General features: G+C 69.6%; 19 protein-coding genes. 5 read left to right on the top strand and 14 right to left on the bottom strand.

The window, feature by feature from the left end:
* Positions 1–9 precede the first annotated feature (9 nt).
* Positions 10–858 (bottom strand): maleylpyruvate isomerase family mycothiol-dependent enzyme, encoded by an 849-nt coding sequence (locus AB7E83_RS18395; protein ID WP_428572027.1) that lies wholly within the window; start codon positions 856–858, stop codon positions 10–12.
* Positions 859–952: 94 nt separating this feature from the next.
* On the opposite strand from AB7E83_RS18395, the gene AB7E83_RS18400 reads away from it, so the two are divergent.
* Genes AB7E83_RS18400 through hppD form a run of 3 tightly spaced genes read left to right on the top strand, consistent with a single transcriptional unit; the run spans position 953 to position 3,803 of the window.
* A complete protein-coding gene (locus tag AB7E83_RS18400) occupies positions 953–2,140 on the top strand; it encodes an acetyl-CoA C-acyltransferase family protein (protein WP_428572028.1) in 1,188 nt (395 codons plus the stop codon).
* The gene (locus AB7E83_RS18405) at positions 2,140–2,691 is read left to right on the top strand and encodes a DUF2889 domain-containing protein (RefSeq protein WP_428572030.1); all 552 of its coding nucleotides are present in this window, start codon (positions 2,140–2,142) and stop codon (positions 2,689–2,691) included. Before AB7E83_RS18400 ends, AB7E83_RS18405 begins: the two co-directional genes overlap by 1 nt.
* A 32-nt stretch (positions 2,692–2,723) precedes the next feature.
* Positions 2,724–3,803: a 4-hydroxyphenylpyruvate dioxygenase gene (gene hppD / locus AB7E83_RS18410; protein WP_428572032.1), complete on the top strand. Its 1,080-nt coding sequence runs from the start codon at positions 2,724–2,726 to the stop codon at positions 3,801–3,803.
* A gap of 30 nt (positions 3,804–3,833) precedes the next feature.
* On the opposite strand, the gene AB7E83_RS18415 is transcribed toward hppD, so the two are convergent.
* The 13 genes from AB7E83_RS18415 to AB7E83_RS18475 all read right to left on the bottom strand — a co-directional run bounded on the left by AB7E83_RS18415 (position 3,834) and on the right by AB7E83_RS18475 (position 17,021).
* Positions 3,834–4,232, bottom strand: coding sequence for a hypothetical protein (locus tag AB7E83_RS18415; RefSeq protein ID WP_428572034.1), 399 nt, complete (start codon positions 4,230–4,232; stop codon positions 3,834–3,836).
* Positions 4,233–4,322: 90 nt separating this feature from the next.
* Positions 4,323–7,082, bottom strand: a complete 2,760-nt coding sequence (locus AB7E83_RS18420) for a PAS-domain containing protein (protein ID WP_428572036.1) — start codon at positions 7,080–7,082, stop codon at positions 4,323–4,325.
* A 61-nt stretch (positions 7,083–7,143) separates the two neighbouring features.
* Positions 7,144–7,824, bottom strand: a complete 681-nt coding sequence (locus AB7E83_RS18425; protein ID WP_428572038.1) for a M23 family metallopeptidase — start codon at positions 7,822–7,824, stop codon at positions 7,144–7,146.
* 74 nt (positions 7,825–7,898) lie between these two features.
* Positions 7,899–9,095 carry a Gfo/Idh/MocA family protein gene (locus tag AB7E83_RS18430; RefSeq protein ID WP_428572040.1) on the bottom strand — a complete coding sequence of 399 codons (1,197 nt, stop codon included), beginning with the start codon at positions 9,093–9,095 and terminating at the stop codon, positions 7,899–7,901.
* Positions 9,096–9,102: 7 nt separating this feature from the next.
* Positions 9,103–10,071 carry a PDR/VanB family oxidoreductase gene (locus tag AB7E83_RS18435; RefSeq protein WP_428572042.1) on the bottom strand — a complete coding sequence of 323 codons (969 nt, stop codon included), beginning with the start codon at positions 10,069–10,071 and terminating at the stop codon, positions 9,103–9,105.
* Positions 10,072–10,084: 13 nt separating this feature from the next.
* Entirely contained in the window at positions 10,085–11,077 is a 993-nt protein-coding gene (locus AB7E83_RS18440) for an ABC transporter substrate-binding protein (RefSeq protein WP_428572044.1), read from the bottom strand.
* 13 nt (positions 11,078–11,090) lie between these two features.
* Positions 11,091–12,416: a Rieske 2Fe-2S domain-containing protein gene (locus AB7E83_RS18445; protein ID WP_428572046.1), complete on the bottom strand. Its 1,326-nt coding sequence runs from the start codon at positions 12,414–12,416 to the stop codon at positions 11,091–11,093.
* Positions 12,417–12,460: 44 nt separating this feature from the next.
* Complete coding sequence (locus AB7E83_RS18450) at positions 12,461–12,901, bottom strand: bacteriohemerythrin (protein ID WP_428572048.1); 441 nt, start codon at positions 12,899–12,901, stop codon at positions 12,461–12,463.
* Positions 12,902–12,959: 58 nt separating this feature from the next.
* Entirely contained in the window at positions 12,960–13,934 is a 975-nt protein-coding gene (locus AB7E83_RS18455; RefSeq protein ID WP_428572050.1) for a Bug family tripartite tricarboxylate transporter substrate binding protein, read from the bottom strand.
* Positions 13,935–14,043: 109 nt separating this feature from the next.
* Positions 14,044–14,880 (bottom strand): cyclase family protein, encoded by an 837-nt coding sequence (locus tag AB7E83_RS18460; RefSeq protein WP_428572052.1) that lies wholly within the window; start codon positions 14,878–14,880, stop codon positions 14,044–14,046.
* Between the two features lie 10 nt (positions 14,881–14,890).
* Positions 14,891–15,826, bottom strand: coding sequence for an acetamidase/formamidase family protein (locus AB7E83_RS18465; protein ID WP_428572054.1), 936 nt, complete (start codon positions 15,824–15,826; stop codon positions 14,891–14,893).
* Positions 15,823–16,152, bottom strand: a complete 330-nt coding sequence (locus tag AB7E83_RS18470; RefSeq protein WP_428572056.1) for a hypothetical protein — start codon at positions 16,150–16,152, stop codon at positions 15,823–15,825. The genes AB7E83_RS18465 and AB7E83_RS18470 overlap by 4 nt, the downstream gene beginning before the upstream one ends.
* Entirely contained in the window at positions 16,149–17,021 is an 873-nt protein-coding gene (locus AB7E83_RS18475; protein WP_428572058.1) for a hypothetical protein, read from the bottom strand. The genes AB7E83_RS18470 and AB7E83_RS18475 overlap by 4 nt, the downstream gene beginning before the upstream one ends.
* A 185-nt stretch (positions 17,022–17,206) precedes the next feature.
* Here AB7E83_RS18475 and AB7E83_RS18480 point away from each other — a divergent pair, with 185 nt between their 5' ends.
* A complete protein-coding gene (locus AB7E83_RS18480; RefSeq protein ID WP_428572060.1) occupies positions 17,207–17,995 on the top strand; it encodes a GntR family transcriptional regulator in 789 nt (262 codons plus the stop codon).
* A gap of 105 nt (positions 17,996–18,100) precedes the next feature.
* Positions 18,101–19,114, top strand: coding sequence for a TauD/TfdA family dioxygenase (locus AB7E83_RS18485; RefSeq protein WP_428572062.1), 1,014 nt, complete (start codon positions 18,101–18,103; stop codon positions 19,112–19,114).
* Positions 19,115–19,140: the final 26 nt, after the last annotated feature.

The following is a 19,140-nucleotide window of genomic DNA, read 5'->3' on the forward strand; positions in this document are numbered from 1 at the left end:
GCGCGCCCGTCAAACGTCCAGCGGCAGGATCGTGTCGCTCTTGCGCCGCGAGCCGGGCGGCGGCGGCAGGGAGCGCCGGCCCGCGAAGCACTGGCCGTACGTCACCCACCAGGTCGCGTCCTCGCCCTGCATGCGCAGCGAGGTGTCCGCGACGTTGCGCGTCTGCGAAAGCACCTGGCAGAACTCCACCGCATCGCCCTCGACGCGGCCCGCCGTCGAAGGTTCGTTCCAGGTCCAGATCTTTCCCGAGGGCGCGACGAGGTCGACGCGCGGCGGCGGCCCCGGTTGCGGCTCGCCCGCGATCGCGAAGGCCCAGCCGAAGGTACGGACGCACAGGTCCGCGATGTTCCAGAGGCGATCCTGCGCGGGCGGGCGGTCGATGCCCAGCAGGTCGTAGATGGCCTGCGCATGCGCCCACACCTCCATCTGCCGCGCGCCGGCGAACACGCGCGCGGTCATGGGTTTCGCGGCCCAGGGCAGGCGATGCTGCGGCGACAAGGGCGACACCAGGTCGCACAGCTTCTCGAGCTGCGCGACGTACATGCCGAACAGTTCGTCGTAGGGGAGGTGGCCGACGTGCTGGCGCGCGTGCTCGCTCGCGCTCGCGCCGCTCGCGCGCGAGGCGAGCGTCTCCGCGATCATCGGCTTGAAGGCTTCCACGTCGGTGATCGCCGCGACGGCGAGCACGTCCCCGAGGTACAGGTGGCGCAGCACGTCGAACGGCGTCCACTCGCGGAACGCGGTCGGCAGGTCCCGGTACGCGGGGGGCAGGCGGCGCATCAACGCCTGGAATTCGTGGCCTTCCGCGCGCAGGTCCTCCGCGGCGGCACGGTTGTCGGGGGCATCGTTGGGTTGCATGGGAGCTTTGTAGCAGAGACCCGGCCGGAGCGCCGCCCCGGCGGACTCGGTACGATGGGAGGATCTTTTAGGGATCCGCCAAGGAGCTGCCACCATGTCCACCCCCGCCGTCTTCGTCGTCTCCGCCGTTCGCACCGCCATCGGCACCTTCGGCGGCACCCTCAAGGACGTTCCCCTGTCCGACCTCGCCACGCTGGCCGTCAAGACCGCGCTGGAGCGCAGCGGCGCGCCCGCCGCCGCCATCGGCCACGTCGTCATGGGCAACGTGATCCCGACCGAGCCGCGCGACGCCTACCTGAGCCGCGTCGCCGCCATCCAGGCCGGCCTGCCCAACGAGGTGCCCGCCTTCAACGTCAACCGCCTCTGCGGCTCGGGCCTGCAGTCCATCGTGTCCGCCGCGCAGGCGCTGATGCTGGGCGACACCGATCTCGCCATCGGCGCCGGCGCGGAGTCGATGTCGCGCGGCCCCTATCTCGCGACCATGGCGCGGTGGGGCCAGCGCATGGGCGACATGCAGCTGTCCGACTACATGCTCAACATCCTCCACGACCCCTTCCACCGCATCCACATGGGCGTGACGGCGGAGAACGTCGCGGACAAGTACGGCATCACGCGCGACGACATGGATGCGTTGGCGGTCGAAAGCCATCGCCGCGCCGCCGCCGCGACCGCCGCGGGCTACTTCCGCGAGCAGATCGTCCCCGTGACGATCGCCACGCGCAAGGGCAGCGTCGAATTCGCGACGGACGAGCACGTCAAGGGCGACACGAGCGTCGAATCCCTCGGCAAGCTAAGGCCCGCGTTCCGCAAGGAAGCGGGCCGCGTGACGGCGGGCAATGCCTCGGGCATCAACGACGGCGCGGCCGCCGTCGTGCTGGCAACGGAGGAGGCGGTGCGCAAGCACGGCCTGAAGCCGATGGCGCGCCTCGTCGGCTACGCGCATGCCGGCGTCGAGCCGGAGCTCATGGGCATCGGCCCCGTGCCCGCGACGCGCAAGGTCATGCAGCGCACGGGCCTGAACGTGCGCGACATGGACGTGATCGAGTCGAACGAGGCTTTCGCGGCGCAGGCCTGCGCGGTGGCGAAGCAGCTCGAATTCGATCCGGCGAAGGTGAATCCGAACGGTTCGGGCATTTCGCTGGGCCATCCGGTCGGCGCCACGGGCGCCATCATCACGACGAAGGCGTTGTACGAGCTGCAGCGTGTCCAGGGCCGCTACGCGCTCGTCACCATGTGCATCGGCGGCGGTCAGGGCATCGCGGCGGTCTTCGAGCGCTGCTGATGGCGGAACGCAAGCGCCTCCACACCCGCACCGTCGTCTGCGACACCTTCCAGCGCGACGACGGCCTGTTCGACGTCGAGGCCCGCATCGAGGACCGCAAGCACTACGAGTTCAGCATGCTCGAGCGCGGACCGTATGCGCCCGGCGAGCCGTATCACAGCATCGGCGTGAACCTGGTGGTCGACGGCCGCATGAAGATCGTCGCCGTGGGCACCGACATGGCCGCGCATCCGTTCGACGAATGCAAGCAGGCCGCGCCGCCGGCGCAGAAGCTCGTCGGCGCGACGCTCGGACGCGGCTGGCGCAAGGCCGTCGACGAAGCGGTGGGCGGCGCCGCGGGCTGCACGCACATGCGCGAGATGCTGTATGCGATGGCGTCCTCCGCGATCCAGGCGATCCCGACCTATGCGCGCCTCGGTGCGCGCGCGACGCCGCCCGACCCCGCCGGCATGCCCGCGAAGCCGCCGCCCTTCATCGACGGCTGCCACTCGTGGCGCTCCGATGGGCGCCCGGTCGTCACCTGGTTCCCGATGTACGCGAAGAAATCCTGAAGCCACCCCACCCCGCAGAACAAGGAGCCGCCATGGCCGACCTCTTCGACAATCCGATGGGGCTGATGGGATTCGAGTTCGTCGAATTCGCATCGCCCACGCCAGGCCTGCTGGAGCCGCTGTTCGAGAAGATGGGTTTCTCGCTCGTCGCGAAGCACCGGTCGAAGGATGTGGTGCTGTACCGGCAGGGCGAGATCAACTTCATCGTCAACCGCGAGCCGAAGTCGCAGGCCGCGTACTTCGCCGCCGAGCATGGCCCGTCGGCGTGCGGCCTCGCGTTCCGCGTGAAGGACTCGCACAAGGCGTACGCGCGCGCGCTCGAACTCGGCGCGCAGCCGCTGGAGATGCCCCCGGGCCCGATGGAGCTGCGCCTGCCCGCGATCAAGGGCATCGGCGGCGCGCCGCTGTACCTCATCGACCGGTTCGAGGACGGCAAGTCGATCTACGACATCGATTTCGAGTTCCTCCCCGGCGTGGACCGCCGCCCGCGCGGCGTGGGGCTGAAGGTGCTCGACCACCTCACGCACAACGTGTACCGCGGCCGCATGGCGCACTGGGCCGCGTTCTACGAGCGGCTGTTCAACTTCCGCGAGATCCGCTACTTCGACATCCAGGGCGAATACACCGGCCTCGCCTCGAAGGCGATGACCGCGCCCGACGGCATGATCCGCATCCCGCTGAACGAGGAGTCGTCGCGCGGCGCGGGGCAGATCGAGGAGTTCCTGATGAAGTTCAGCGGCGAGGGCATCCAGCACGTGGCGCTGCTGACCGACGACCTGCTGAAGACGGTGGACGAGTTGCAGATGGCGGGCGTCCCGCTGATGACCGCGCCCAACGACGTGTACTACGAGATGCTCGACGAGCGCCTGCCCGGCCACGGCCAGCCGGTGGCCGAGCTGCAGGCGCGCGGCATCCTGCTCGACGGATCGACGCAGGGCGGCAAGCGCCGGCTGCTGCTGCAGATCTTCAGCCAGACGATGCTGGGTCCGGTGTTCTTCGAATTCATCCAGCGCGAGGGCGACGACGGCTTCGGCGAAGGCAACTTCAAGGCGCTCTTCGAATCGCTGGAGCGGGACCAGATCCGGCGGGGGGCGTTGCAGGCGCCGCAGTAAGAGAAATGCTGGAGGCAGGGTCGCGGGCGCTCAAGCCTCCGCCGCCAGCGGCCCGTCGAACGTCCCCTTCACCGTCTCGATCCGCACGGGCCCTTTCCCCGGCAGGACGACCTGCAGCCCGAGCGGGCCCTTGACCACGCGCACTCGCACGGCGTCGCCGCCGACGTCGCGCCGGTAGTCGTAGGCGCCTTCCTGCCACACCTCGGAAGGCGCATGCAGCCGATGGGTCCCCAGCATGTCGCCGATCCTCTTGCGGATCACGTTGCGCTGGATCTGGATGGCCTGCACCTTGGCGAACAGCTCATCGATGCGATGCCGCTCAGCCTCCGTGCGGCTGAGCTCGAAGGCCTGCGTGAGCAGCACGCCCTCCTGTTCGACCAGGGCCGAGACACGCGAGCGCAATGTTGCGATGTTTTCGTCGGGTCCCATGCAATCGATGTTGGGGCGGAAGATCGGGATTTTAGGAGGTAAGCAAGCCGTTGAGGTGTCGGTTCGCGGCCGACAAGGCCTTCGCCTCGCTTATTTCGACAGCGCCCGCAACACATCCGCGATGGCCGCGCCGACACGCGCGGAAGCGCCGTGGTCCTCCCGGCCTGCGAGCAGGGCCTTCTCGGCCTCCGAGGCGAGCTTCGAAAGCTCCATCGCGCCCAGGTTGCCGGCCATGCCCTTGATCGTGTGCATCACCCGCGCAAGCTGATCCGGCGGCATCGCGTTCGCGGGCTCCAGCTGTGTCCGGGCGCGTTCGAGGTTCTCGCGAAACACCGGCAGCACGGTCTCGAGCAGGTCCTCGTCGCCGCCGAGCCGGGCGATGGCGGCGACGCGGTCGAACACCGGGTCCGTCGCGGCGGCGCTCCCGTGTCCCGTCTCGGCGAACGCCGGCCGGTCGTGGACGCCATGCTCCAGGATCACCGCGACCACGTCCTCCAGCACGAAGGGCTTGCCGACGTGGTCGTTCATGCCCGCGGCCAGGCAGGCTTCGCGATCCGTTTCCATCGCGTTCGCCGTGATGGCGATGATGGGCAGGACGTCGGCCGGAAACCTCTTGCGGATCTCGTGCGTCGCCGCGATGCCGTCCATCACCGGCATCTGCATGTCCATCAGCACCGCGTCGTAGGCATGGCCTTCGGCCAGCCGTTCCACCGCGAGCTGCCCGTTGCCCACGACGTCGACGATCGCGCCCTGCCGCGTCAGCAGTTCCTTGGCGATGCGCTGGTTGACTTCGTTGTCCTCGGCGACCAGCAGGCGGATGCCGTCGAGCAGGTGCGACTCGAGCGGAAATTCCGTCGTGGCCATGGCGTCCGACGGCCCGGCCTTCGCGCGGCGCAAGGCGGTGCGCAGCATGCCCGCGGTCACCGGCTTCACGAGGAAGCCGTCGAGCATCGCCTGCTCCCGCGCCGGCCGCGTGTGGATCATCTCGCGGCCGTGCGCGGTCACCATGACCACGAGCGGCGGCCGGGCGGGCAGGGCGAGCGCGCGGATGCGCGCGCAGGTCTGCCAGCCGTCGAGTCCCGGCATCAGCCAGTCGACGAAGACCACGTCGTAGCCCATGCCGAGCCCGGCGGCGCCTTCGATGCGCGCCAGCGCCTGCGCGCCGTCGTGCGCCGTGTCCGCCTGCCAGCCCGCGGCGCGGGCGAGCGCGGCGAGCGAATCGCGCGCCAGCGCGTTGTCGTCGACGATCAGCACGCGCTGCGGCGCGTCGCCGGCCGCCTCCGCGCCGGCCGGCGCGGCGTCGCCGACCAGGGGCAGGGAGAGCGTGAACCAGAAGCGGCTGCCGATGCCGCGCGTGCTGGCGAGCTGCAGATTCGCCCCCATCAGCTCCGTGAGGCGGCGGCAGATGCCCAGGCCCAGGCCCGTGCCGCCGTACTGGCGCGCCGTGGCGGGGCTCGCCTGCTCGTAGTCCGCGAAAAGGTGGCGCTGTTCCTCGGGCGAGATGCCGATGCCGCTGTCCTGCACCGCGAACTCGACCGTCGCCACGCCGTCCTGCAGCCGCACGAGGCGCGTGCGCAGCACCACTTCGCCGCGTTCTGTGAACTTCACGGCATTGCTGCCGAGGTTGATGAGGATCTGGCGCAGGCGCATGTCGTCGCCGTTCAGCATGTCGGGCACCCGCGGGTCGAGGTCGTACAGCACCTCGATGTCGCGCGTGCCGACGTTGCTCGACAGCACGAGCGACAGGTCCTCCAGCAACTGCTCGAGCGAGAAGGGCCGCGCATCGAGCGTCATCTTCCCGGCCTCGATCTTGGAGAAGTCGAGGATGTCGTTGAGCAGGCTCAGCAGCGCGCGGGCCGCGCCCTCGGCCTGCGTCGCGTAGTCCGCCTGCCGGGCCGACAGCGGTGTGCCGCGCAAGAGGGTCAGCATGCCCAGCACGGCGTTCATGGGCGTGCGGATCTCGTGGCTCATGCTGGAGAGGAACCGCGTCTTCGCGCCGCTCGCCTCCTGCGCCTCCTCCTTCGCGCGCAGCAGCGCCTCCTGCGACTGGACGTATGCCGTGATGTCGGTGAACGTGCGCACCACGCCGCCATCGGGCAGGGGGCGCGTCGTCACGTCGTAATGACGGCCGTCGCGCGTCTTGCGCACATAGGTCTCGGGGCCTTCGAGCGGCGGGGCCTTGTCGCCGACGGCGACGTAGCCGCGCGCCACCGCGTCGACGAACTCGAAGTTGTCGCCGAAGTCGCCGCGCTCGATCTGGAAGCGAACGAGCTGTTCCATGGTCGGGCCGGACTTCAGCAGCGAATCGGGGAGGTCGAGCAACTGCTGGTATTGCTTGTTCCAGAAGACGAGGCGGCCTTTGCCATCGATGGCGGAGATGCCCTGGCTCATGCTGTCGAGCGTGATCTCGAGCGCCCTCGTCTTCTCGGTCAGCGCGCGCTCGGCCTCGACGTACGCCGTCACGTCGGTGTAGGTGCGGACGGCCCCGCCGTCGGACAGGGGCGTGGTCGCGATTTCGAGGGAGCGGCCCGATTTCGTTCGGCGCAGGTACCGGTGCGGGCGGAAGAGCTCCGCGGCCCACCCGTCCGGATCGCCCGGCGGCTGGATCTCGCTCGTCTCGAAATCGCCGCGCTTCTGCTGGTACCGGATGATGTCCGCCACCGTCGAGCCGGCGAGCACGGCTTCCGGCAGGTCGAGCATTTCGAGAGCGAGGCGGTTGAAGAGCAGCACGTGCCCCTGGGCGTCGTAGCGCACGATCCCGCGTCCCGCGTTGTCGAGCGTGAGGCGCAAGGCGGCTTCGAGCGAGCCGCCATCCCGTTGCGCAAGCCCCTTGAGGAATTCCGTCTTCACAGCCGCCCCTTTCCGTGAACTCAACCGCAGTGTAGGGCCAGCGGGCACGCCGAGCGACAGATCACCGCTGCGCGAGTGCGGCGTCTTCGCGCATCATGGCCGGATAGGGGTTCACGGCCTCGCCGCCCCAGAGGGCGTGGGGCGATGCCAGCAGGGAGACGCCGAAGTGCAGGTGGGGCGCGCTCTCCGGCGCGTTGCCCGTACTGCCGACGTAGCCGATGACGTCGCCGCGGCGCACCTGCTGCCCTTCCTTCAGGCCGTCGGCGTAGGCGTCGAGGTGCGCGTAGTAATAGACGAGCTTGCCCTCGGGGTCGACATGGTAGACCGCGAGGCCGCCGCCGATGTTGCGCCAGATCTTGGCGACGTGCCCGTCGTCGGCCGCGAGCACCGGCGTGCCGCGCGGCGCCATGATGTCGAGCGCCTTGTGCTGGCGGCCGCGGCTGCGGCCGTCTTCGAAGGTGTCCCGGATCTGGTTGCGCCGGATGCCGGCCACGGGGACTGCGAGCGAGCGGCCGTCGAAGGGGTCGGAGCCCACGGTGCCGGACTGCGCGCGACGGTCGTTGCGTTCGATGCGTGGCAGGCGCGGCGCGCGCGCCTTCGGCTCGGCCACCGGGTCGCGCTCGGCGCTCTTGGCGGCATCGACGCGGATGTCGCTCGTGGCGCGCCAGGCGACCTGCCCGCTGCCGGGGTGCAGCAGGATCGCGGCGAAGCACAGCAGGAGAGGGAGCGATCGCTCGGCCATGACACACCGTAGCGCCCGCGGCGAAGCCCGACGGTCGGACGACGCAGCGCGACAGTGTCGGCGGCGCTGTCGTGCTACGTAGCCGCCGTGCGCATCGACATCAACTCAGCGGGGACCTCGCGGTCGCGGCGGGCGGATTCGAGCATCGCCAGGCAGACTTGAAGCGTGGCACGTGCCCACGGACCATCGTGCAATGCCGGTCTGCCGTCGCGCAACACGGCCACCAGCTCATCGATCACTTCGGACCGCGGCACGGCCGGCGGAGGCAGCGCCTCGTGCCGTTTCGTCTCGTGCCCGTGAATCCAGACGCCGTCGGGCACCGGCCGAAGGTCGCCGCCCTCGCACGAGACGATGACCGGGCCGAAGTGCTGATACGACGCGGGCGCAGCGCTGTCCGGCGGCTTGTAGGACGGGCCGCCGTAGGTCCCCTCGTTCTTCAGCCGCGCTTCCTCGTCCGCGTTGCCGATCCGCATCAGCCGCCGTCGCGCGCCCCCGTGATCGGCCGGATTCTTCGCCTGACCCATCTCGCCGACCCAGCCGGTCCACTCGTCCGAGTCGAAATGCCCGTAGCCGCTGTACGTGAGGGAGGCGAACGCGCCGCTCGCGAACCACAGCAGAACGGAATACGCGCCCTCGGTGTCGCGTTCGCGGTCCCAGGCGCCCGTCACCGCGCGCACGCGGACGACCTCGCTGCCCGCGAGCAGCCGCACGACGTCGACCTGGTGCGCCGCCTGGCTGAAGACGACGCCGCCGCCCTCGGCGGTCTTCAGTTCTTCGGGCCGGCGCGGCCGGTAGAGGAAGTCGGTGTAGTTGATCGCGTGGATCATGCGCACGCGGCCGAACTCGCCCGTGTCGATCAGCGCGCGCGTGCGCAGATAGGGCGCGTCGAAGCTGTGGCAGTGGCCCACGATCATGCGGACGCCGGCCTCGCGGCACTGCGCGATCATGGCGTCGCATTCATCCAGGCTCAGGGCCATCGGCTTTTCGAGCAGGACGTGCTTGCCGTGCATGGCCGCGATGCGCGTGTGCTCGGCGTGGAACTGGTGCGGGCTCGCGATGTAGAGGGCTTCGATGGACGGGTCGCGCGCGAGCTCGTCGAGGGTGGCGTAGGCCGGCGCGGCGAAGTCGCGCGAGAACTGCTCGCGCGCCGCGGCGCGCGGATCGCAGGCGCCGGCGAGCTGCACGCGCCGGTCGCCGAGGAAGGTCGGCAGCATCAGCGTGAACGCGCGGCCGAGGCCCACGACGCCGAGGCGGATCGGTGTACCGCTCACGATGCGGTCACCGGTCGATTACCAGTCGCTCGCTCTTCGCGCGCGACACGCAGACCATGATCTGGCTGTCCATCTCCTCCGGGAACAGCACCATGTCGCGATGGTCCGCCTCGCCTTCGAGCAGCGTCGTGCGGCAGGTGCCGCACGTGCCGCTCTCGCAGGACGAGGCGACCTCGCAGCCATGCGCGCGCAGCACGGAGAGGATCGACTGCCCGACGGGCACCTCGAACTCCTGGCCCGAGCGCGCAAGCCGCACGACGAAGGGCTTGTCGTCGGCCTTCACGCCGCCGCCCTCGTTGAAGCTCTCGAAGTGGATGTTGCCGTGCGTCCAGTGCCCGGTCATGTCGCGCACCGACTCCATCAGTCCGCGCGGGCCGCAGCAGTAGACGTGGCCGGTGTTGGGCTTCTCCAGCGCCGCCCAGAGGTCGTACGCATTGTCCGGGTCGCCCTCGTCGTGGTGGATGACGACGTTGCGCTTCCACTCCGGGTTGCGAAGCTCCTTCAGGAACGCCGTGGTTTCGGCCGAACGCGTGAGGTAGTAGAGCTTCCACGGGGCGGGCGGCAGTTCGCCGAACGAACGGATCATCGACAGGATCGGCGTGATGCCGATGCCGCCCGCGATGAACACGTAGCCGCGTGCCTTGTCCACGAGCGGGAAGGCATTGTCGGGCGCGGAGGTCGGCAGCGTGTCGCCGACCTTCAGCTGCGTGTGCATGCTGAGCGACCCGCCCTGGCCCGCGTCGTCGCGCTTCACCGCGATGACGTAGCGGTGCCGCTCGGCCGGGTCGTTGCACAGCGAGTACTTGCGCAGCGCGCCGCCGGGCGTCTGCACCTTCACGTGCGAGCCGGGCGTGAATTCGGGCAAGGCCGCGCCGTCGGGCTGCACGAGCTCGAAGCTGCGGATGCCGTCGGCAACGTCCTCGATGGCGGCCACGCGAAGCGGCATCGGCGTGTCGGCGTGCAGGTCGACCGTCATGGCGTGCAAGTCCTCAGATGCTGTACGTTTCGTACGTCGACGGATGGAAGATCTCTTCCACGGGCACCTCGCGCGGCGACAGGCCTTGCAGGTGGTGATGGCGAACGAAGGTCTCGAGCGTGCGGCGCGCGGGCGCGACGCCGTAGGACCAGAAGTCCTCGCCCAGCGTGTCGCGCGCGGCCTTCAGCTGCTCCTCGACGAAGGGCAGCGTCACCTTGGTCGCCGACGTGTCCTCGAGCAGTTCGAGCGCGGCGGCCTTCGATTGCGAGAACGCCTTGAACACCGCGCCCGGCAGCCACGGATGCTGCGCCGCGAGCTCCTTGCGGATGCCGACGACGTGCATGATGGGGAACACGCCGGTGCGCTTGTAGTAGTCCTTCGCGGCCGCCGTGGGATCGTCGAACAGCCAGCGCACGTCCGGGTTCGACTGCAGAACGTGACGGCTGGGCGGGCGCGGGGCCATGAAGCCGTCGATCTCGCCGCGGTCGAGCATCTGCGAGATGGTCGTGCCCTCGGGCGCGACTTCCACGCGCACCCCCGGCGGCAGCTGCAGCGCGATCTTCTCGGGCCGGCCCGGCTGGTCGATGCCGCCGCGCACCCAGGTCACGTCCTCCGGACGCACGCCATGGTCGTCCTGCAGGATCGCGCGCGCCCACACGTTCGCGGTGAGCTGGTATTCGGGCAGGCCGATGCGCTTGCCCTTCAGGTCTTCCGGGCGATGGATGCGGTCGCGCCGCGCATAGAGCGACGTGTGGCGGAACGCGCGCGAGAGAAACACCGGCACCGCGATGTAGGGACATTCGCCGCGCGAATGCTTCACGAGGTAGCTGGAAAACGAGAGCTCGGCGATGTCGAAGTCGCGGCTGCGCATCGCGCGGAAGAACATCTCCTCCGGATTGAGCAGCATGTAGACGGGGTCGACGCCGTCGATCTGCACCGTGCCGTCGTAGAGGGCGCGCGTGCGGTCGTAGTTGCCCATGGCAACGGAGAGCTGGAGCTTGGCCATTCGCGGGGATTCCTCAGGCGGCCTGCACGGAGTACGAGGGTTCCATCTCGTCCGCGTTGTCGGCGCCGCCGGCGAGCACGGGCCGCACGGAGAAGTCGCGCCAATCGGTGGTCTTGGGCACGATGGCCTGGAACGAGCACACGGTGCGCGGAATCGCAAGCTCGCCGGTGCCGATGGCCGTGCCGCCGTCGTCGAAGGCTTTCACCGCCGAGATCATCTGCTTTCGGAATTCGACGATGGCGAGGTCGCTCGCGCCCAGGCGCTCGTGCGTGCGGTCGGCGATGGGTCCCATCGTCACCCACATCGCGATGTCCTGGTTGGGGAAGCCCGTGATGCCGGTGAAATTGCCGGCCTTCATCGCCTCGCGGTTCTGCCAGAAGCGGTTGTCGTCGTTGCGCAGCGGTCGATAGGTCGCATCGAGGTCGACGTCCACGGTCTGGCCGAGGAACTTGCGCCAGGTCTCGGTCTCGGGCGTCTGCGCCGCATCGCCCCAGGCGATGAAGTAGAACGCCGTCGTCGTGTCGTCCATCGGCACGTTGACGTTCGCGACGTTGTACAGGTTGTTCGGCGGAATCAGCACGGAGTAAGGCGCGACGAAGACGGTGGAGCGCACGTAGTCCTTGGTCGCCGCATCCTTGATCGGGCGGCGCAGCGCCGCATAGCGAAAGCCGTAGCCCGCGGTCTGCACCTGCAGGCGCGGCGCCTTGTCGGTGGAGGGTCGCACCCACAGCTTGCCGGTCGCGCCCGCGCTGTCCACGCGCGCCGGCACCATGTCGGACGAATGCAGGCTGGAGCTGTGCGCGGAGTCGATCGCGCCCTCGAGCACCTGCGCCCAGTTGCACGGCAGCACGGCCTTGGCGATGCTCACGCGCACCTTGTCGGTCGGCGCCCACGGCGGCGGCACGAACTCGGGCACGGCGTCGGCCGCGCCGAACCAGCCCCACACCATGCCGCCCCATTCCTTCGCGGGATACGACTTGTGCTTCACCTTGTCGGCCATGCCGCTCGCGGCGGGCTCCGAGACCATCTCGAGCACGTTGCCGTCCACGTCCATCTTCCAGCCGTGGTACAGGCAGCGCAGCCCGCCTTCCTCGTTGCGGCCGTAGAGCAGCGACGCGTGGCGGTGCGGGCACGCTTCGTCGAGCACGCCCACGCGGCCATCGCTGTCGCGGAACACGACGAGCTTTCCGCCGTAGACCTGCGCGCGCACCGGCGCGCCGTCGGGCTCGGCGACTTCTTCCAGCAGGCACACGGGCGTCCAGTGGCGCCGCATCATCCGGCCCATGGGCGCGTCGCCCTCCACGCGGCAGAGGAGGTCGTTTTCTTCACGTGTCAGCACTTTGCTCTCCGGTCGTTTGTTCGCGGCGCCGTTCGGGCGCTCGCTCAGGTTGCGGCGGTCTTGCGCCGCCGCAGCAGCACGGGCTTGCCGCCCATGGTGCGCTTGCACATCCAGTGCGCGAGCGCGGAATCGAGATGGTCGGCATGGCCGGGGAACCAGTCCGCCAGCGCGCGTGCGATGCTGCGCGCCGATTCGAGGTCGCCCTCGGCGACGCGCCGGCTCACGCCCTCCATGCTCGCGAGCACCGCCGCGTGCTCGTCGCGGTGGCAATCGGCGGGCGGGAAATTCGTCTCCGTCATCCACCGCTCCTCGGCCGCGAAGTGCTCGCGCGAATGCGCATGCACGGCGGCGAGGGCGGCCGGGACTTCCGCATCGGGCGCCGCGAGCAGGACGTCGAGCAGCGCGAGGAATTCCTCGTGCGTCGTGTCCATCGGCGCGAAGCCGAGCCGCACGTCGTCGTGCCAGGAAAGGTCGTTCGTCTTCATGATTGCGTGGGGTCGAGCGTCGGTCCGGCCCGGCATGCTCTCGTTCGCTATTCGCCCATCACTCGGGCTTGAGCCCGGCGTGCTGCGCCGCCCCGCCGATGCGCTGCGTCTCCGCCGCGAGCGCCGAAGCGGTCTGCTGCACCGACGCGCCGACGGGCTCGACGCCGGCCTTGGCGAGCTGCTCGATCACCTCGGGCATCTTCACCACGCGCGCGATGGCGGCGTTCATCCGGGCGATGGCATCCGCCGAGGTGCCCGGCTTCGCCAGCACCACGACGTTGAACGCGAAGTCGAAGCCGGGGATCTTCTCGGCCAGCGCCGGCACGTCGGGGGTCTGCGACGCGCGCTTCGCGGTGTTGATCGCGATGAGCTTGGCGCGGCCGTCCTTCACGAAGCCCATGAGGGCGGGCGGCGAGGCGAAGATCATGTCGACCTGGCCGCCGATCATCGCGGGCACCGACTGGCCGCTGCCCTTGAACGGCACGTGCGTGAGCTTGATGCCCAGGCCGCGCTGCATCGCCTCGGCCGTGAGGTGGTGGATGCTGCCGAGGCCGGCCGAGCCGTAGTTGAGCGCGCCCGGCTTGCTTTTGGCGAGCTCGATGAGTTCGTCGAGCGTGTTCGCCTTCACGCGCGAATGCACGGCGAGATAGAGCGGCGCGACGCCGACCAGCGCCACCGGCACGAAGTCGCGCTGCGCGTTGAATGCCGGCTTGGCGGTGACGAAGGGCGGGATGGCGAGCATCGGCCCGTCGGTCACGATGAATGTGTGGCCGTCGTTGGAGGACGCCAGCGCGCCCGCCGCGACGGCGCCTCCGGCGCCCGTCTTGTTGTCGACGACGAAGGACTGGCCCATGGCATCGCCGAGGCGCTGGCCGATGATGCGCGCGACGGTGTCGGGCAGGCCGCCCGGCGCGTACGGCACGATGAGTTTCACCGTCTGCGAGGGAAACGTCTGCGCGTGCGCAGGGAACAGGACGGCGGCGCCCGCCACGGCGAGCGTGGCGGCGAGCAGGGTGCGGCGGATGGCGAACATGACGAGAAATCCCTTCGAGCGAAATGCTTCGAGGGCTAAGTTTATTTGATCTACGTCAAACCGTCGCGGATTTTTCCTCAGGGTTAATACTGATAGGTCTTCCGGCTCATCAGGCCAGCGCAACCGGCCTGAACGGCGCGCCGCTCGCGCCCACGAGCCGCACGGGCAGCCCCACGAACATGAAGCGATGCACGCCGCGCTGCGAGATCGGCTCGAGGTTGAGGTTCTCCATGATGTGGATGTCGCGGTCCACGAGGTACATCACATGCACCCATTGATCGACGATGGGAAGGACCTCGAAGGCCGGCGTGTCCGAGCCCACCATGAACACCCCCTGGTCGGCGAGCCATGCCGCGCCTTCGGAGCACGGGCCCGGCAGGCCGCCCGCGCCGTTGAAGGTCGGCGCGTCCTTCCAGTGGTGCGCCCAGCCGGTGCGCACGAGCACGATGTCGCCGCGTTGCACCGGCGTGCCTTGTTGATCCGCCACGGCCTTCAGCTCGTCGGCGCGGATGCGTTCGCCGCCCTTCATGACGTCGACCCCGCGGAACTTCGCGACGTCGAGCAGCACGGCGGGCCGCAGGATGGGCTGAACCTCGGACACGTCGAGCTTCGACAGGCCCTGGTGCGTCTCGATCGACGCGGCGGGGATGCCGCCGTGCACGCATCCGTTGCGGCCGAAGTGGCCGAGCGCATCGATGTGCGTCGAGCAATGTCCCGGCATGACGATGACCTCGTTGATGTATGAGGAGCCGTCCTTGCGCTCGGGCACGTTCGGGTCGCCGTGGCGGCGGTTCAGCGTGAGCGTGAACGGCGCGTGCTTCGGATACACCGGCATGCCCGGCGCCATCTCGTGCGACAGGTCGATGATGTCGCCGCGCGTCACGAGCGAGCCGAAGAGCGCGCGGATGTCGGGTTGGGGGATCGTCCGTCCGCAGGTGGCTTGCATGGTCTGGTCTCTAGGTTTTGAAAATGTTCTTGGCCAGCTTCACGTGGATGCCCCGGTTGCCGTTGACCATCTGCGTGACGACGAGGTCGGCGGCGACGGAGCAGAGGCGATAGGCCTCCACGCGCGGCATGTCGGCGCGCTGCGCGATGAAGTCGACCATCGCCGCGAGGGCGCGCCGCGCGGCGGCGTGCAGGTCGGCGTCGAAGTCCATCGTGATCCAGTGCGTGGGGGTTTCGGCCTGCGGCGCCTCGAGCGTGCGGCCGGTCTCGACCGTGAGGCGCAGGCGCGCCGAGTCCATCGTCGTCTCGAACGCCGTGCCGTTCACTTCGCCGTGGCCCTGCGCGGCATGCGCGTCGCCAGCGTAGAACATCGCGTCGTCCATCCACACCGGCAGGTAGAGCGTCGTGCCGGCCACGAGTTCGGCGCAGTCGATGTTGCCGCCGAACGGACCCGGCACCGAGGAGACATGCACGCCGTCGTCCGGCGGCGCGACGCCCATGATGCCGAGGAAGGGGCGCAGCGGGACCGCGATGCCGTAGCCGAAATCGGCGGTCATCGTCTCGCGGTCGAGGCGGAAGTGGCGCACGCTGCCCTCGGGGAAGTCGGCCGCGAGCACGCCGCGGCTCTGGCCCGCGGGCGTCATGAGGTTCATCGCGGTCGGGCCGACGTCGAGCTGCAGGACATCCACGCGCAGCACGTCGCCGCGCCGCGCGCCCGCGACCGCGATGGGGCCGGTGATCGTGTGAGGGCCCTTGCCCGCATAGCGCTGGCGCGCGGCGACGACCTTCTCGAACGGGTCGCCGAATGCGACCTCGCCGGCCCAGAGGTTGAGCGTGGAGAGCTGCACTTCGTCGCCGGACGCGACGCGCAGTCGCGGCGCGTGCGCGCGGTCGATCACGCCGACCTGGATGGTGTCCGGCGCGGCGAGCAGGGTGTGGGTGGTCATCGCGGCGGCGTCGCTTGCGAGCCGCCGCCCGTGAGCGACTTCACCAACTCGTCGACGGCCTTCTTCGCGCCCTTGCCGGGCTCGCTGCTCGCTTCGTTGCCGTAGAAGAGGCGTGCGAGCTGGCCGCCGAGGTAGGCGTGCAGGCCCAGGGTGTAGAGGGCATGGAAGTCGCGGCGCTCGAGCGCCGCGCGCTCCTCGGGGCGGAATGCGTAGCGGTCGAGGACCGCCGACTCGTCGCGCTTGAATTCCTCGCGCAGCGCGGGGTTCCACTTGAGGTCCTGCACGAGATCGTGGACCGCGAGCGTGGGATCGAACTTGAAACTCATGCGGCCACCTCCTGCGCCTGCGGCCCAAGGTCCCAGATCACGCCGCCGATGCCGCACTTGAATTCGCTGTGCGCCGTGTAGCCGAGCGAGCGGCCCTTGCGCGCCCCGATCGCGCCGAGCACGACGAACCAGGCATAAAGCTCCGACGTGCCGCCCGCGCCCGAGCGGTCCATGCGCTCCAGCGTCATCTCCTCCAGCAGCCCCTCGTGGTCGCCGCGCACGCACAGGTCGAGGAAGCGGCGGTCGAAGTCCTCGTCGATGTAGTAGTAGCGCGCGCCGCCGGGCTCGTGGCTCAGTCCGCCGGAGCCGAGCAGCGCGACGCGCATGTCCGCCGGCAGATCCTTGCGGATGAAGTCGCCCAGGGCCTCGCCCACGCGGTGGCAGTGGCGCTGGTCGGGGATGGGCGGCACGACGCAGTTCTGCAGCACCGGAACGAGGGGGATGTCGCCGCGGTCGAGGTCCAGCAGCACCGAGGGGATGGAGATGTTGTCGTCGAACTTGAGGTTGTCCGTGGTCCACGCGGTGCGGATGCCGCGGCGCGCGAGTCCGTTGATCATGGCGCGCGCGACTTCGGGGTGGCCCGGCACCCGGTAGTCGCGGCACTTGATCCATTCGCGGAACCATTCGTAGGGACCCGTGTGCTCGGGGGCCACGCCGACCAGGAAGTCCGGGTAGTTGCTCACGCGGCTGTTCGCCAGGTGGTCGTTCGCGAAGACGATCATGACGTCGGGCTTCGCCTCGCGCACGGCGCGCGACACGCTGCCGTAGATCGCGTCCACCGCGTCGCGCGACTGCTGCGGCGCGCTCGCATAGAGGCCCGCGAGGCCCGGGGCGTGCGGGATGCCGGCGGCAAAGACGATCTGGCCCATCGGCGCGGTTCCTTCCGTGAAAGCGTCGGTCGATTTTCGGCGGATTTTCCAGAATGTCAACGATTCTGGATGGGGCTGGATTTTGTGGCGCAGGCACGCCTACACTTCGCGGCATGAGCGCGTCGAAGAAAGTTTCCTCCCGCCAAGTTGCGGCGAAATCGCCGCGCGGCGCGGCCCCGAAGGTCGTGCCGCTGGCAACGGTGCCCGCGTGGCCGGCGGCCGCGGGCCAGTCCGCCCCGTGGGGCCCGCGCGCCGGCATCCCGCGCGGCGCCGAGTCGCGCACGCTCGCCGGCCGCACCGCGCAGCGCATCCGCGAGGACATCGTCCGCAACCGCCTCGCCCCCGGCGAGCGGCTCACGAACGAGAAACTCGCGGCGCGCTACGAAGTGGGCACGAGCCCCTTGCGCGAGGCGCTGTTCCAGGTGGCCGGCGATGGGCTCGTGCGCATCGAAGACCACAAGGGCTTCGTCGTCGCGCCCATCGAGCTCGCCGAGATGTGGGACGTGTCCTCCCTGCGCGCGTACCTCGAGATCAACGCGATGCGCCGTTCCATCGCGCTGGGCGGCGAGGCATGGGAGGCGGCCGTGCTGACCGCCGATCACCGGCTCGCGAAGGCCGAGCGCCGCCTGCTCGACGCGAGCGCCGCGCAGCTGGCCGATGCCGAGGACGAATGGGAGCGGCGGCACCGCGAGTTCCATTTCGCGCTGTGCAGCGCGTGCGAGTCGCCCTGGCTGCTCTACTTCTTCGACACGCTCTACGACCAGCTGGAGCGCTACCGCCGCCACTTCTGGCAGTACCGCGAGCGCGCGGGCGGCGCGGACGACCAGCACCGGCAGATCCGCGACGCCGCGCTCGACCGCGATGCCGAGCGCGCGACGCAGTTGCTGACGCAGCACTTCGAGCGGCAGGCGGAGCTGTCCGCGCTCTCGGCGACGCAGCCGGCGAAAGCGCCGCGGAAGAAGCGGGCGGCGTAGCGAGCGTCGCCACGCGGAATGAAACGGCCATCCGCGTTGACATTTTAGAAAGTCGCCAAGAAAATCGGTTTTTTCTCGGCAACCCTCTTTCAGGAGTCGGAACAGATGATCCAGGCCATCGGCGGCCGCTGCGCATGGAAGGCGGACGAGATGCGGCGCGACACCGACTGGGTGCTGCCGCTCGACGACGGCGAACGCACCGAGCTGCGCGAAGCCGTCGCGCGCGTGCGGAGCCGTTTCGCCGGCATCGAATTCGGCAAGGCCGATTTCCCGCTGAAGCGCATGGCCGAGCGCATGGCGCACGTGCGCCGCGAAGTGGAAGAGGGCCGCGGCGTCGTGCTGATGCGCGGCCTGCCGGTGGACGAGTGGGACACGACCTCGGTCGACCAGGCGTACTGGGGCCTCGGTCTCCACCTGGGCACGGCCCTCGCGCAGACGCCGCGCGGCGACCTGCTGGTGCGCGTCGAGGACATCGCCGACAAGAACCCGCTCGCGCGCGGCTACCGCACGACCGAGTTCCTGCCCTTCCACAACGACCAGGGCGACGTGGTGGGCCTCCTGTGCGTGCGCGCCTCGAAGTCGGGCGGCGCGAGCTGCATCGCCAGCGCCGCCGCCATGCACGACGAGATCCTGCGCACGCGCCCCGACCTGCTCGAGGTCCTGTACGGCGAGTGGTTCTACGACGTGCGCGGCGAGGAGCCGCCCGGGCGCAAGCCCTACTACATGGAGCCGCGCTTCTCGCAGGTGAACGGCCGGCTCTTCACGCAGCACGGACGCCGCTACGTCGAGAGCGCGCAGCGCTTCCCCGAGGTGCCGCGCCTCACGCCGCAGCAGGTCGAGGCCATGGACCTGATGGACGCGCTGTGCAAGAGCGAGGAGTTCCGCCTCGACATGGATTTCCGCCCCGGCGACATCCAGTTCCTCAACAACCGCGTGGTGCTGCATTCGCGCACGGACTTCGTCGACCACGACGACCCTGCGCGCAAGCGCCTGCTGCTGCGCCTGTGGCTGCGCACGCCCGGCTACGCCGAATTGCCCGCGTACTTCAAGCCTCGCTTCGAGGACATGGATCACTGGCTGCGCCATCCGGTGACGACGCCGGCCGCGGAGCCGGCCTGAAGCCCGAAGCGAACCCGTTCACGACC

The organism is Ramlibacter sp., from assembly GCF_050250995.1.
Classification (GTDB): domain Bacteria; phylum Pseudomonadota; class Gammaproteobacteria; order Burkholderiales; family Burkholderiaceae_C; genus Ramlibacter.

Bases quoted from the DNA above. Each gene is read 5' to 3' on its own strand.
- AB7E83_RS18395 (WP_428572027.1), bottom strand. From the start codon at position 858: ATGCAACCCAACGATGCCCCCGACAACCGTGCCGCCGCGGAGGACCTG.
- AB7E83_RS18400 (WP_428572028.1), top strand. From the start codon at position 953: ATGTCCACCCCCGCCGTCTTCGTCGTCTCCGCCGTTCGCACCGCCATC.
- AB7E83_RS18405 (WP_428572030.1), top strand. From the start codon at position 2,140: ATGGCGGAACGCAAGCGCCTCCACACCCGCACCGTCGTCTGCGACACC.
- hppD (WP_428572032.1), top strand. From the start codon at position 2,724: ATGGCCGACCTCTTCGACAATCCGATGGGGCTGATGGGATTCGAGTTC.
- AB7E83_RS18415 (WP_428572034.1), bottom strand. From the start codon at position 4,232: ATGGGACCCGACGAAAACATCGCAACATTGCGCTCGCGTGTCTCGGCC.
- AB7E83_RS18425 (WP_428572038.1), bottom strand. From the start codon at position 7,824: ATGGCCGAGCGATCGCTCCCTCTCCTGCTGTGCTTCGCCGCGATCCTG.
- AB7E83_RS18435 (WP_428572042.1), bottom strand. From the start codon at position 10,071: ATGACGGTCGACCTGCACGCCGACACGCCGATGCCGCTTCGCGTGGCC.
- AB7E83_RS18440 (WP_428572044.1), bottom strand. From the start codon at position 11,077: ATGGCCAAGCTCCAGCTCTCCGTTGCCATGGGCAACTACGACCGCACG.
- AB7E83_RS18450 (WP_428572048.1), bottom strand. From the start codon at position 12,901: ATGAAGACGAACGACCTTTCCTGGCACGACGACGTGCGGCTCGGCTTC.
- AB7E83_RS18455 (WP_428572050.1), bottom strand. From the start codon at position 13,934: ATGTTCGCCATCCGCCGCACCCTGCTCGCCGCCACGCTCGCCGTGGCG.
- AB7E83_RS18460 (WP_428572052.1), bottom strand. From the start codon at position 14,880: ATGCAAGCCACCTGCGGACGGACGATCCCCCAACCCGACATCCGCGCG.
- AB7E83_RS18465 (WP_428572054.1), bottom strand. From the start codon at position 15,826: ATGACCACCCACACCCTGCTCGCCGCGCCGGACACCATCCAGGTCGGC.
- AB7E83_RS18470 (WP_428572056.1), bottom strand. From the start codon at position 16,152: ATGAGTTTCAAGTTCGATCCCACGCTCGCGGTCCACGATCTCGTGCAG.
- AB7E83_RS18475 (WP_428572058.1), bottom strand. From the start codon at position 17,021: ATGGGCCAGATCGTCTTTGCCGCCGGCATCCCGCACGCCCCGGGCCTC.
- AB7E83_RS18485 (WP_428572062.1), top strand. From the start codon at position 18,101: ATGATCCAGGCCATCGGCGGCCGCTGCGCATGGAAGGCGGACGAGATG.